This is a genomic window from Ruegeria sp. BHSA163 (genome assembly GCF_059613365.1).
In genome coordinates, this window is sequence record NZ_JBXWSJ010000002.1 from 43486 (window position 1) to 56376 (window position 12891).

11 protein-coding genes are annotated in these 12891 nt (G+C 52.7%); 8 read left to right on the forward strand and 3 right to left on the reverse strand.

Features of this window, described 5'->3' with window-relative positions:
- The first annotated feature begins 40 nt into the window (after positions 1-40).
- Positions 41-1735, forward strand: coding sequence for a thiamine pyrophosphate-binding protein (locus tag AC2FNV_RS01485; RefSeq protein ID WP_170603926.1), 1695 nt, complete (start codon positions 41-43; stop codon positions 1733-1735).
- On the opposite strand, the gene AC2FNV_RS01490 is transcribed toward AC2FNV_RS01485, so the two are convergent.
- Entirely contained in the window at positions 1687-2616 is a 930-nt protein-coding gene (locus tag AC2FNV_RS01490; RefSeq protein WP_170603925.1) for a LysR family transcriptional regulator, read from the reverse strand. The genes AC2FNV_RS01485 and AC2FNV_RS01490 overlap by 49 nt on opposite strands.
- A 97-nt stretch (positions 2617-2713) precedes the next feature.
- Here AC2FNV_RS01490 and AC2FNV_RS01495 point away from each other — a divergent pair, with 97 nt between their 5' ends.
- The 6 genes from AC2FNV_RS01495 (at position 2714) to AC2FNV_RS01520 (ending at position 8981) form a co-directional block, all read left to right on the forward strand.
- The gene (locus AC2FNV_RS01495) at positions 2714-3847 is read left to right on the forward strand and encodes an enolase C-terminal domain-like protein (RefSeq protein WP_170603924.1); all 1134 of its coding nucleotides are present in this window, start codon (positions 2714-2716) and stop codon (positions 3845-3847) included.
- Positions 3844-5094 (forward strand): NAD(P)/FAD-dependent oxidoreductase, encoded by a 1251-nt coding sequence (locus tag AC2FNV_RS01500; protein ID WP_170476113.1) that lies wholly within the window; start codon positions 3844-3846, stop codon positions 5092-5094. Before AC2FNV_RS01495 ends, AC2FNV_RS01500 begins: the two co-directional genes overlap by 4 nt.
- A gap of 49 nt (positions 5095-5143) precedes the next feature.
- Positions 5144-6121 carry a TRAP transporter substrate-binding protein gene (locus AC2FNV_RS01505; protein WP_170603923.1) on the forward strand — a complete coding sequence of 326 codons (978 nt, stop codon included), beginning with the start codon at positions 5144-5146 and terminating at the stop codon, positions 6119-6121.
- A gap of 69 nt (positions 6122-6190) precedes the next feature.
- On the forward strand, positions 6191-6724 hold the full coding sequence (locus tag AC2FNV_RS01510) for a TRAP transporter small permease (protein ID WP_170476109.1): 534 nt from the start codon (positions 6191-6193) through the stop codon (positions 6722-6724).
- Positions 6725-6728: 4 nt separating this feature from the next.
- Entirely contained in the window at positions 6729-8042 is a 1314-nt protein-coding gene (locus tag AC2FNV_RS01515; protein ID WP_170476107.1) for a TRAP transporter large permease, read from the forward strand.
- A gap of 6 nt (positions 8043-8048) precedes the next feature.
- Positions 8049-8981 (forward strand): hypothetical protein, encoded by a 933-nt coding sequence (locus AC2FNV_RS01520; protein WP_496772209.1) that lies wholly within the window; start codon positions 8049-8051, stop codon positions 8979-8981.
- A 16-nt stretch (positions 8982-8997) separates the two neighbouring features.
- On the opposite strand, the gene AC2FNV_RS01525 is transcribed toward AC2FNV_RS01520, so the two are convergent.
- The gene (locus AC2FNV_RS01525) at positions 8998-10236 is read right to left on the reverse strand and encodes a Tm-1-like ATP-binding domain-containing protein (RefSeq protein ID WP_170603921.1); all 1239 of its coding nucleotides are present in this window, start codon (positions 10234-10236) and stop codon (positions 8998-9000) included.
- 13 nt (positions 10237-10249) lie between these two features.
- Complete coding sequence (locus AC2FNV_RS01530) at positions 10250-11734, reverse strand: aldehyde dehydrogenase (protein ID WP_170603920.1); 1485 nt, start codon at positions 11732-11734, stop codon at positions 10250-10252.
- A 174-nt stretch (positions 11735-11908) separates the two neighbouring features.
- On the opposite strand from AC2FNV_RS01530, the gene AC2FNV_RS01535 reads away from it, so the two are divergent.
- Entirely contained in the window at positions 11909-12847 is a 939-nt protein-coding gene (locus tag AC2FNV_RS01535; protein WP_170476100.1) for a tripartite tricarboxylate transporter substrate-binding protein, read from the forward strand.
- The last annotated feature ends 44 nt before the right edge of the window (positions 12848-12891 follow it).

Genomic DNA, 12891 nt, shown 5'->3' on the forward strand with positions numbered 1-12891 from the left:
ACAGTTCTGTGTGCAATTATCTGGCGAGGAGGAGCAACCAATGACGGGTACAAATCACCTGACCGGAGCAGAAGCCATGGTTCGTATGCTTCAGGCGCATGGCGTTAAGCACATGTTTGGCCTCTGCGGAGATACTACCTTGCCATTCTACGATGCCTTGGCGCGTATGGACCACGGAATTCAACACATCCTAACACGGGATGAACGTCACGCTGCGTACATGGCAGACGGTTACGCCCGCGTGACCGGCAAGCCCGGAGTTTGCGAAGGGCCATCAGGCGGAGGTGCCACATACATTTTGCCGGGCGTGGTAGAGGCTAACGAAAGTTCCGTGCCGATATTGGCCATTACATCTGATGTGGCGACGACCAGCCGCGGAAAATACCCTTTGACCGAGTTGGATCAACAGACCTTGTTTAAGCCGCTTGCGAAATGGAATGCGTCGCTTGATGACGCGGCAAGGTTGCCCGCAATGGTTCGGGCCGCGTTTCGTGCGATGACGACAGGAACCCCGGGCGCGGCGCATTTGGCCTTGCCATTTGATACCCAGAAAGCTCCAGTCGATGAGGCTGAAATTTGGGCCGACGCGCGGCATCGCAGCTTTCCGGCCGAACGTGCTGCCGCCGATCCAGATGCCGTCGAAGCAGCTGTCGACGTCTTAGCGCAGGCTAGATCGGCCGTCGTAGTATGCGGTGGCGGTCCTGTGCTTTCTGGGGCGGTTGATGAATTGCGCCGAGTGGCCGATCTTTTGGAGATGCCAATCGCGACAACAGTTTCGGGGCAGGGGGCCGTCGCTGAAACTGATCCGTTATCATTGGGCGTCGTCGGATCGAACGGAGGTGTTCCTGCAACTCGGGAAGTCGTGGATCAAGCTGATGTCGTTCTGTTTATCGGGTGCCGGGCAGGTTCCGTCACAACTGAACGTTGGCAGAGCCCAAGGCGGGATGCCAAAATCATCCACATCGATAGCGACCCCATGGTTATCGGCGCGAATTACCAAACAGAAGTCGCAATTTGCGCGGACGCCCGATTAGCATTGAATGCGCTAGCGGACGCTTTGCAGGCACGCAAAGATCTTCCAAGTCAAAACGGAAAGGCGCGGGCTAAATCGGCTTGGGATGCCAAATTAGCAGCATTTGCTCCCCTAGCCGCAAGCACTCAAACACCAATCCGACCCGAAGCTGTGATGGCCGCGCTTATAGATATCCTAGACGACGATGCAATTATTGTCGCCGATCCCGGTACGCCGTGTCCTTATTTCAGTGCGCACTATCGTTGGAAAACCGCCGGGCGTCATTTTATCACCAATCGGGCCCATGGCGCACTGGGTTATTCGCTTGGGGCTGCAATGGGTGCACATGTTGGCCGCCCGTCGGTCAAAACGCTTGCCGTAATGGGAGACGGGTCATTTGGGTTCACTTGCGGTGAGTTTGAAACCATGGTCAGGCATAAGATGCCGATAACCTCCATCGTATTCTCAAACTCAGTCTTTGGTTGGATCAAGGCTGGCCAAAATGCCGGCTTTGGACAGCGCTATTACAACGTGGATTTTACCAGGACGGATCATGCCGCTGTCGCGGCTGCATTTGGTGTACGGTCATGGACGGTGAAAGACCCGCAAGACCTGCGAAAAGTTTTGAAACAAGCGATGGAACACGATGGTCCTACGCTGGTTGATATCCACTCTCAGCCACTGCACGAAGCGGCTGCACCGGTGTCTGAATGGGTTGCATAAGTCGCAATCGACTGTGTCATCTGCGCCAGGAACTCTTGCGCAATTGATGATAGTGGTCGACCTTTTGCGGTTATCACGGCAAGGTCGAGCGTTACAGCGGGTGAAAAGGGGCGGGTCATGTAGCCGCTTTCGCGGTCGAACTTAACAGTGAATGGGTCGATCATCGCGACACCTAGGCCCTGTTTCACGAAGCTAAGAAGGTTCTCGGACAGATGCGTATGGATTTGGGTGCGCCACACCCGTCCAGCAGCCTGAAAAATATCGCGTGTGCGACGATGGGTCTGATGTTCTGGACCCATCACGATAAACGGTTCGTTTTCAAGCAGTTCGGGCGTCAGAATATCATAGGCAGCCAGCGGACTGTTTTCCGGAAAGGTGGCCAGTGTTTCGAACTGAAAGACCTGATAGTTCAGCGTGTCGTGCAATATAGGCATTTCAACCACCCCGATCTCAAACAGACCTGAGATGACCCATTCCTGGATCTTCGACGAATATTGCGATTGAAAACTGACCGACAAATTGGGACGTGATTGGGCAAATTTCGCAATCTCCTGCGGTATAAAACCAAAAGACAACATATGAGGTGCTGCGACTTGTAATTGGCCAGGATGTTTGTTCTGCAAATCCGAAACCGCTTGGGCTACATGATCCAACCCGCGTACCACGGTGTCGACCTCACGATACAATAATTCAGCCTCTGGCGTCGGAAGCAGACGGCCCTTGTTTCGTTCAAAAAGCGGTATGCGGGCTTCGCGCTCTAATTGAGAAAGAAGATTGCTGATCCCCGGTTGCGAAATTCCCAAAACCGACGCAGCGCCCGTCACCGTTCCTGTTTCCATGATTGCATGAAAGGCCTGCAATTGACGAAATCTCAGGGACATCTTCCGCCTCATCATTTTTTCTGATGGAGTTATGAAAAGATAGTATTTGAAATGATGGGTGCGTCAAGGCAGTTTGGTTTTTGTTCTAGGAGGGCGAATGGGCGACCTGAAGCAAAAGATTATCGGGTATGACCTGTGGCACCTAGAGTTGCCAGTCACATCACGACGCGATCACGGCATTGGGTCCGTTGAGGGCGTATGCGAAGTCGTCATTTTACGCCTGACTTCTGAGGACGGAAGCGAAGGTTTTGGCGAAGCATCTCCGTGGTCTGTGTTTACCGGTACCCCAGAGGCGACGTACGCTGCATTGAACAGATACTTGCGGCCGCTGGTGACTGGCAAGCAAGTCAGTGACCGAGCTGCTATCATGGAAAGTGCCGCTTATGCGGTTGCGCATTGCACCGAAGCCAAAGCCGCCTTGGACAGCGCTTTGTTGGACTTAGCTGGTAGGATTGCAAAGGTACCTGTTTGGTCATTGCTGGGCGGTAAGTGCCGGGATACCATTCCGCTGAGCTGTTCCATCGCCAACCCGGATTTTTCACAAGATATCGATCTGTTGGCGCGATTGCGAGATGACGGCGTACGGATTGTCAAACTTAAAACCGGTTTCAAGGATCACGCGTTTGACATTATGCGATTGGAACAGCTTGCACAAAACTTCCCGGAATTTTCGGTTCGAGTGGATTACAACCAGGGTCTTTCTATTGAAGACGCGCCAAAACAAGTAAAAGATGTAGCGCAGTTCAAGCCTGATTTCATCGAACAACCAGTGCGCGCGCATCATTTCAAAGCAATGGCTAACCTAAAACAGATCATCGACGTGCCGCTTTTGGCGGATGAGAGCGTTTTTGGACCCGAGGACATGGAACGTGCAGCAAGAGAAGGGATTTGCGACGGTGTGTCCGTGAAGATTATGAAATCCGGCGGATTGTCCCGCGGTCAAACCGTCGCCCGCATTGCCGCAGCGCACGGCCTTAGCGCATACGGCGGAGACATGTTCGAAGCTGGTCTGGCGCATCTGGCAGGAACGCATATGATTGCTGCTACTCCAGAAATAACATTGGGCTGTGAGTTTTATCAGGCATCCTACTTTCTGGCAGAAGACATATTGGAAACTCCCTTCCCTGTTGCAGACGGCCAGGTAGTTGTTCCGCAGACGGCCGGGTTGGGTAGTAGGCCAGATGAGGGCAAACTGAACCACTATGCAGTGACCAAGGCGGTGGCGGCATGAGCTCTTCTAAAACCATTGCGATCATCGGGGCCGGCATTGTCGGGGTATCGACGGCAGTCTGGCTGCAAAGGGATGGTCACGATGTGATCCTGATTGACAAAGCCGGGCCGGGTGAGGGCACCTCGCACGGGAATGGTGGTGTATTGGCTTCCTGTTCGGTGGTTCCAGTGACTGTTCCGGGGTTGTTAGGCAAGGCGCCCAAAATGTTGCTCAGCCCTTCTCAGCCATTGTTCCTTAAATGGGCGTATTTGCCTCGGCTAATTCCTTGGCTGACGCGGTATCTGAAGCATGCAAATGACGCGGACGTGGACCGCATTGCCGCGGCTTTGACGCCAATTATTGGCGACAGTTTGAATGATCATAAGGCACTGGCTGCTGGGACCGGTGCAGAAAAGTGGATCGTACCTTCGGACTATCTATTTTTGTACAATGACCGTTCCCATTTCGATGGTGACGCGTTCGGATGGAACGTCCGGCGAAAAAACGGCTTTACTTGGGACGAATTAGAGGGTCAGGCGTTTCGAGCTTATGATCCTGTGTTCAGCAAGGATATCGGCTTCGCAATTAGGTTGGCGGATCATGGCCACATCACTGACCCTGGTCGGTACGTTAAAGACCTTGCGTCTTATGTCGAAGCCAAGGGTGGCAGAATTATCCGCGCCAATGTCGAGGATATGGTCCGTGAAAATGGTCGGGTTAGTGGGGTCAGAGCAGACGGTCAGATCATCGAATGCGACACGGCGATTGTGACCGCCGGTGTGTGGTCAGGGCCTCTCGCAAAACGGTTAGGAGTTTCTGTTCCTCTTGAAAGCGAACGCGGCTATCATCTTGAATTGATAGAGCCCTCTGCCATGCCGCGCAGTCCTGTGATGGTAGTGTCTGGAAAATTTGTGGCAACACCGATGGACGGTCGTATTCGGCTGGCAGGGATTGTAGAATTCGGGGGACTGGACGCTCCGCCATCTCGTGCGCCCTTCGAATTGATGCGCAAGAACGCCCGGCAGGTCTTTCCGGGTTTGACATGGAAGGAGGAAGTGGAATGGATGGGGCACAGGCCGGCGCCTGCGGACTCGATTCCAATAATCGGTGAGGTGCCAGGTGTGGAAGGAGCCTTCATGGGCTTTGGACACCATCATGTCGGTCTAACAGGAGGGCCGAAAACAGGTCGCCTTTTGGCGCAATTGATTTCGGGCAGAACTCCGAACACGGATTTAAGCGCTTATGCGCCTTCGCGTTTCGTAACGTAAAAAAGCCGGAAAAAACAACGGCAAGTCAATATTCAGTAGGGAGAAAACGATGAAAAAACTCACCAGCCTTTTAGCTGCAACCGCATTGACCGCCACCGCTGCCGCACCGGCAATGGCTGAAAAATGGGACATGCCGATGGCTTATTCGGCGTCGAATTTCCACTCGGCCACGGGTGCCGAATTTGCCAAGTGCGTGACGACGGGAACCGGTGGCGAGATTGAGATTGTTACGCATCCTTCTGGTTCGCTGTTCAAAGGTGCGGATATCAAGCGCGCGATCCAGACGGGTCAGGCCCCAATTGGCGAGCGTCTGTTGTCTGGTCATCAGAATGAAAACGCGCTGTTCGGGTTTGACTCTATCCCGTTCCTTGCGACTTCGTTCGATGACAGCGCAAAGCTTTGGGAAGCAGCCAAGCCTTCAATTGAAAGTCTGCTGGCAGAACAAAACCTGACGCTGCTGTATGCAGTGCCGTGGCCGCCGCAGGGTTTGTATTTCAAAAACGAAGTCAATTCGGTTGCCGACATGGAAGGCATCAAGTTCCGGTCTTACAACAACGCCACATCCCGTTTGGCCGAGTTGACTGGTATGTTGCCCGTGACCATCGAAGCTGCTGAAATCAGCCAGGCTTTTGCAACAGGTGTAGCCGACGCGATGGTATCTTCTGGTTCAACTGGATATGACCGCAAAGTTTGGGAAAGCCTGAATTATTTCTATGAAGTCGACGCCTGGTTGCCGCGCAACTATGTGATGGTAAATTCAGATGTTTGGTCGGGTGTTTCGGACGCCAATAAAAACGTTATCACAGCATGCGCTGAATTAGCCGAATATGCAGGCAACTGGCGCGCAAAGGAATACACTGGGTTCACTTTGCAAGGTCTACGCGATGGCGGTATGACCGTTGGTCCGGCATCCGACCAAATGGTTGGAGAATTGAAAGAAATCGGCGTGACCATGACAAACGAATGGTTGGAAGCCGCTGGTGACGAAGGCAAAGCTATCGTCGATGCGTTCCAGTCATCGCAGTAACAGCGCATTGGAGCGGCGGCACTGTCTGCCGCTCCGGAACCATCCAACAAAATCGAAAGCGGGGACGGTATGGCGCTATTGAAAGGGCTTCGAACAGTATTGGATTTCACGTATCTCGCAGCGGGCGTTTTGGCGGCGCTAAGCCTGATTGCCATACTTTTGCTGATCGTAGTGCAAATGCTTGCCCGCTGGACAGGTGAGGTCTTTCCGGGTGCACCCGATTACGCTGGATATGCCATGGCAGCGGCATCATTTCTTGCCTTTGCAAACGCGCTGAACCGGGGCAGCCACATTCGAGTATCGATACTTTTAAATGCAGTTCCACAAGGCGTTCGGCGCATTCTCGAGATCTGGTGCTTCGCAATCGGTGCGGCGGTAATGTGGTATTTCTGCTGGTACGCTTATCGCTTTGTTTATTGGAGCTGGAAGTTCAACGACATTAGCCAGGGACAGGACAAAACCGCGCTTTGGATACCTCAGTCGACCATGTTGATTGGTGCCGTCATTCTGGCCATCGCCTTGACGGATCATCTGCTCCACGTGTTGTTCCGCGGTGATCACCGCATCACGCGCGATCTCGCCGATCAAAGTCACGGAGAGTAAGAGCATGGAAAACCTTTCTGTTATCATACTCTTTCTCTTTGTTCTGTTTACGCTGCTTGGCACCGGCGTTTGGGTCGGTTTGGCTTTAATGGGTGTCGCATGGGTCGGGATGGAGCTATTTACCACCCGTCCGGTCGGCGACGTAATGATAACCACGATCTGGTCTGCGTCATCTTCCTGGACCCTCACCGCTCTGCCAATGTTCATCTGGATGGGCGAAATCTTATATCGAACGCGATTGTCTGAGGACATGTTCAAAGGGTTGTCCCCCTGGATGGCCCCGTTGCCCGGTGGGTTGGTTCACACCAATATTGTCGGTTGCACGGTTTTCGCCGCTGTGTCCGGTTCCTCGGCGGCCACTCTGACTACTGTCGGTAAGATGTCTATTCCAGAGCTGAGAAAACGCAACTATCCGGAACGTATGATCATTGGGACACTTACGGGTGCCGCGACGCTTGGCTTGATGATCCCGCCATCTTTGACGTTGATCGTTTACGGCGTCACCATCAATGAATCTATAACAAAGCTGTTCTTTGCGGGCATTCTTCCGGGGCTCGTGTTAGCGGCAATGTTTATGGGTTACGTCGCGGTGTATTCGAAGCTGGGCAAGGATTGGAACCCGAACAGCGAAGGCAAGCTTAGCTTTTCCGAGAAAGTCAGGAATTCTCGGTTTTTGCTGCCGGTAATCCTGTTGATCACTGTTGTGATTGGGTCAATGTATCTCGGCTATGCCACCGCGACCGAGGCGGCAGCCTTTGGCGTTATTGGCGGGCTGTTGTTGGCCGCGGGGCAGGGATCGCTGAATTGGAAGACATTTACTGAAAGCTTGATGGGCGCGACACGTACAAGCGCGATGATCGCGCTGATTTTGGCGGGGGCAGCGTTCCTTTCCTTATCCATGGGCTTTACTGGTCTTCCGCGTGGATTGGCAGATTTGATTGCCGGTTGGGAGCTAACCCGCTTCGAATTACTGATGGTGCTGCTTGTATTTTATATCATCCTGGGCTGTTTTCTGGACGGAATATCTTCGGTTGTTTTGACCATGGCTGTGGTCGAACCGATGATACGCGATGCTGGGATTGACCTGATCTGGTTTGGCATCTTCATTGTTGTAGTGGTCGAGATGGCGCAGATTACTCCGCCAATCGGGTTCAACCTGTTTGTAATGCAAGGAATGACCAACCATGAAATGAGCTATATCGCTCGCGCTGCGATCCCGATGTTCCTCATTATGGTTTTGATGGTGTTTGTCCTGATTTGGTTCCCAGAATTGGCCACTTGGTTGCCTGAAAACTTGCGGCAAAGTCCCGGCGGGTAGAATTAGGTGAACCCGCTGCGCCTATCGGCTCGTCATGGCCCGCTGGTGTTGGTGACGGGTTTGGTGGCTGGGCTGTTGCTGCCCGGACTGGCCGAACCCATGCGGCCCCTGTTGCCGCCACTGGTTGGGCTTTTGCTGTTTCTAACGGTCCTTAGGATGGAGCCCACAGCGATATTGGGATCGCTGGCCGATTTGAGCCAAGTATCAAAGACGGTCATGGGATTTCAGGTTGCTCTTCCTTTGTTCGTCGCAGCTATCGGGATCGGCGTTGGATGGACCGGCTCTCCGGTATTTTTGTCTTTGCTAATCATGGCAGCAGCCCCATCAATTTCAGGTAGCCCCAACATGTGCCTAATGCTGGGGTACACTGCGGAACATGCTTTGCGTTTGATGGTTGTGGGGACCGCGATTTTGCCGCTTACGGCATTTCCGATCTTCTGGATGATTCCTGAATTAGGGGATATCAGTTCTGTGCTAAAGGCGACTTTTCGACTGTTCCTGACTATTTCCTTAGCGACCCTTGCGGCGATGGTTATACGTCGGCGATTTCTGCGCGACCCGACGCGTCCAGTACTGGAAAACCTTGAAGGTCTTGCAACAATCACGCTTGCCGTATTTGTCGTCGGTTTGATGCCGTCAGTTAGTTCCACCGCGCTGATCGACCCGAAAATCGCTATTTTTTGGATTGGTTTCGCCTGCCTGTTGAATTTCGGGGCACAATTGGTCGTTTTTTATTTCACTTGCGGTAGGTTAAGTGCTGATAAAGCGACGGCTGTTTCTTTGATTGCAGGAAATCGAAACATAGCCATTTTCTTTGTCGCTCTCCCGCCTGAGGTCACGGCACCCATTTTGGTTTTCATTGGTGCCTATCAGATTCCGATGTATCTGACCCCGACGGTCATGCGTCGCGTTTATCGCAGTATCGCCGACATTGATTAATACAACTCAGGTTTGCTCAACTTCCGCTGTCAATGAAGCCTGCCTCTACCCAGTTGTCGAAGGTTTCAAGCGCGGCATCTGAAAAAGCCGTATCGTTTATGTGTGCGTCTAGTTCGATCAACGTCACATTTGCGGGGCAGTGATTGCGGATTTCTTCAACAAAGGCCGCCAATCCCTCAGGGTCACTGAGCGGTCCACCGGGCCGATCCCATTCGTTGCCGCCTTGAATCGGCAGAAGCAAGGTTGTCGGACCCTTCGCCTTGCTAAGCTTTGAACAGATTTCCCGCGCCATTTCTCGGCGTTGATCGGCGGTCATCATTACAGACGTCAAAAGTCTGTTGTGGGCATGGGTTTCCTGCCCGATAAGTTTCGCTGGGGTATCCTGCCAACCTACAAAATCTACCAAATCATAGCACCCGATCGATACCATCTGAGGCGTGCCAGATAATCCTGCGGCCGTCATTCTATCCGCCCCGGCTGAGATAGATGACCCCATTAGGTGATTGCCGACCTCCTGCGGCGCGAAGTCCATCACGGCAGCGAAACGACCTTCGGACGCGAGACTTTCAAATGCGCGTCCTCCCATTCCCGTCGCATGAAAAACAGCAACCTCAAATCCACGTTGTTCCAGGGCAGGTTTGAGGATAACCATGTATTTTAGAACGGTTTTTCCGAAAGAAGTCATGCCGATCAGTGGCTTGTCACTGTCTGATCGTTCGACAGCGCGCGCAGCCCCTAAAACTGCACCAGCAGCTTGGCTAAGCGATGATTTGCAGACGGAATTCAAGCCATAAAGCCCACCGGCCCAAAGGATCATCTGCACGTCAGCTGGCAACCGCTCGGGCGGGATCAAAGGGGAAAAGGAAACGGTAGAAACGATGTACTTTGGCACCCCTACAGGAAGGGCCGAACAGATGTCCAATGCAAGATCAGTGCCCATTGTGCCGCCAAGAACCAACGCACCGTCAATTTTCCCATCCATTTGCAGACGTGCGGCAAGAATGGATCCACCCTTTGCCATTATTTGCATAGCCGTGTTTTCGTCGCCGCTGTTTATGGCCTCCTGAATGCTGTGACCACCTGCCTCGGCTACTTCATGCTTGGAAATGTCAGTGGGCTTCGACGGGTCGCCCAATACACTGACGTCCATGGTCAGAACCTTACCGCCCTGCGCCCGGATCGTCTCGGCCAAGTAGTTAAGCTCGTCATCTTTGGTGTCATAGGTCCCGACGAGCAGAATGGTCTTGTCGTTCATATCAACAGTTTCCTCAAAGCTTGATCCAAGCGGTTTTTAAGTCGAGATATTTGTCGAAGGCATGAAGCGATTTGTCATGCCCGTTACCGGATTGTTTAACGCCACCCAACGGTACTGTGACATCCGCACCGCCGTAAGTATTAACATGAACAACACCTGCCCGAATACGCGCGATCATTCGATGAGCACGGGACAAATCCGAAGTCCATACACCGGCCGCGAGGCCGAAATCGGAGTCGTTTGCAAGAGAGACGGCCTCATCTTCAGTTTCAAAAGACTGAACAGTCAGGACAGGGCCAAAAACTTCTTCTCTCACAATCCGGTCGCTTGCGTCGACACCGGTGACGATCGTGGGAGCCATGTAAGTTCCTCCGGTTTCCTGCAGGACGCGCATACCGCCGGTCGCTATATTTCGACCCGCGCGACGTGCCTCTTCGACAAAGGCCAGATTCTGTGCCAGCTGTCGCTCAGAGTTAATTGCGCCTGCGTTGGTTTTTGGATCAAGTGGATCGCCGACCCGCATTGCCTCTGCCTGCGCAACCAGTTTCTCGACAAAGGCATTATGAATGTCTTTTTGAACCAAGAGGCGGGACCCGGCGACGCAAACCTGCCCGGAATTTCGAAAGATGCCAGCAGCCGAAACTTTTGCTGCCTCATCCAAATCCGGCACGTCGGCGAAAACTATGTTGGGAGATTTTCCGCCCAGCTCCAAATAGACGCGCTTTAGATTAGAACGGGCCGAAGCCTCCATTAGTTTTCGTCCGGTGTTGCCTGAACCAGTAAAAACAAGAACGTCAACATCTTCAGACTCGGCTATAGCTGCGCCTACAACTGCTCCTTCTCCGGTCACTACATTCAGGACGCCGGGTGGAATACCAGCTTCCAGTGCCAGCTCTCCCAGCCGCACAAGAGTTAATGATGCCGTCTCTGCTGGTTTCATTACCACGGTGCATCCAGCCGCTAGGGCGGGTCCCAACTTCCAACTGCCGATCATTAATGGAAAGTTCCATGGAACGATCGCTCCGACGACACCGACAGGTTGTTTATGAATAAGCCCAAGTGCGCCGGGTGCAGTTGGAGCGATCTCACCGTAAATCTTGTCGATTGCCTCGGCGAAGTAGCGCAAAGTTCCCACGGCACTCAGCGGCTCTGCTTTATGGGCCATCCCAATCTCGGTGCCGTTGTCTCTTACACCTAGAACGGCCAGTTCCTGAGCTTGGGCTTCAATTAATTCGGCCCAATTAAGCATGACCTGTTTTCGCGCCGCTGGGCTTAGCCCCGACCACCGACCGTCATCGAATGCAGCTCTGGCAGACATGATGGCAGATTTAGCATCTTGTTCAGTTCCTTTCGGAATTGTTGTCAATTTGCGGCCATCGACGGGCGATATGACATCCATTGTTCCACGATCAGCCGCGTCAACGCGCTCACCATTAATGATGTGTTTTGCAGGTGCAATGACATGATCGCGGATTCGATCGATTTCAAATTTGTCCAATTCAAGCCTCTATGGTTTAATATTTGAACCGATGGTATTAAAAATCTTCGATCTTTTATGTCCCATTTGTCAATCATGATTTTTTTTGTTGACAGAATATGAATCTAGATCAGAATAAATGATACTAAAGGTTCAAATAATAAACCAATAAATAGCGCATCACAGGGAGATGACATGTCCAAGAAAACCAAGGCCATTCTGGCCGCGCTTGCTGTCGGCCTAGCTGGTCCGGCCCTGGCAGAGTATCCTGAAAAGCCCGTAAGTTTTATTGTTCCTTGGCCTCCAGGCGATCTTGAGGACGTTCTGACGCGAATGATCGCTGAAGATTTCCAAGCGGAGTATGGCGTTCCTGCAGCGGTGGTTAATAAACCCGGCGGCGGCGGTGGCCCGTTCCCCGGTGCGGTAGAAGTGGCAAACGCACCAGCAGACGGTTATACGATAGGCTCGTTTGTACCTGCAGTGTCGCTTATCGGGCATGAAATCGATATTCCTGAACTCACACCCGAAAAATTCGATCCTATTGGTATTTTTCTTACTTATCCATTCGTAATCGCGACGTCCGGCAACGCCCCGTATTCGACGATGGATGAGCTAGCGGAATACGCAAAAGAAAACGACGTGTTTTTGGGCCATTTTGGCGACGTTCTAACGCCAACTCAGGTGACAAAGGCCTTGTCGTCGATAAAAGACTTCGAATGGGCAGGAGACGCGCCCTTTGATGCCTTGGACTGCAATACGCTGGCCTCTGGTGATGCAGATGTCATCAATACAACTTTGCAGTTGATCTTGCCGTGTTTGGACGATGTCAAAGTTTTGGTGTCGATTACTGGTGAACGGATTAGCAAAATCCCGGATACGCCTGCAATTGGTGAGGTCGAACCGACGCTGGATATCTCACTGTGGAATGGTTTGTTCGTGACCAAGGACACACCTGCTGATGTGCGTGAGAAAATTGCGGCGGTGGCTGAAAAGACTGCAAAAAGCGAGCGGGCACAGCAGCTTGCAGCCGAAACCGGAGCGCTTGTTTATTGGCTGAACGCAGACGAAAGCGCCGCAGTCATTGCCGAGGACAAGGCGACACTTGGCACAATAAGCAGCGCGTTGGGTAACTAAACTCGACCCATTGGAGGGCGGTTTGCCGCCCTCTCTCGGTTATC

Coding starts and splice junctions, on each gene's coding strand:
- AC2FNV_RS01485 (WP_170603926.1), top strand. CDS start 41: ATGACGGGTACAAATCACCTGACCGGAGCAGAAGCCATGGTTCGTATG.
- AC2FNV_RS01490 (WP_170603925.1), bottom strand. CDS start 2,616: ATGTCCCTGAGATTTCGTCAATTGCAGGCCTTTCATGCAATCATGGAA.
- AC2FNV_RS01495 (WP_170603924.1), top strand. CDS start 2,714: ATGGGCGACCTGAAGCAAAAGATTATCGGGTATGACCTGTGGCACCTA.
- AC2FNV_RS01500 (WP_170476113.1), top strand. CDS start 3,844: ATGAGCTCTTCTAAAACCATTGCGATCATCGGGGCCGGCATTGTCGGG.
- AC2FNV_RS01505 (WP_170603923.1), top strand. CDS start 5,144: ATGAAAAAACTCACCAGCCTTTTAGCTGCAACCGCATTGACCGCCACC.
- AC2FNV_RS01510 (WP_170476109.1), top strand. CDS start 6,191: ATGGCGCTATTGAAAGGGCTTCGAACAGTATTGGATTTCACGTATCTC.
- AC2FNV_RS01515 (WP_170476107.1), top strand. CDS start 6,729: ATGGAAAACCTTTCTGTTATCATACTCTTTCTCTTTGTTCTGTTTACG.
- AC2FNV_RS01525 (WP_170603921.1), bottom strand. CDS start 10,236: ATGAACGACAAGACCATTCTGCTCGTCGGGACCTATGACACCAAAGAT.
- AC2FNV_RS01535 (WP_170476100.1), top strand. CDS start 11,909: ATGTCCAAGAAAACCAAGGCCATTCTGGCCGCGCTTGCTGTCGGCCTA.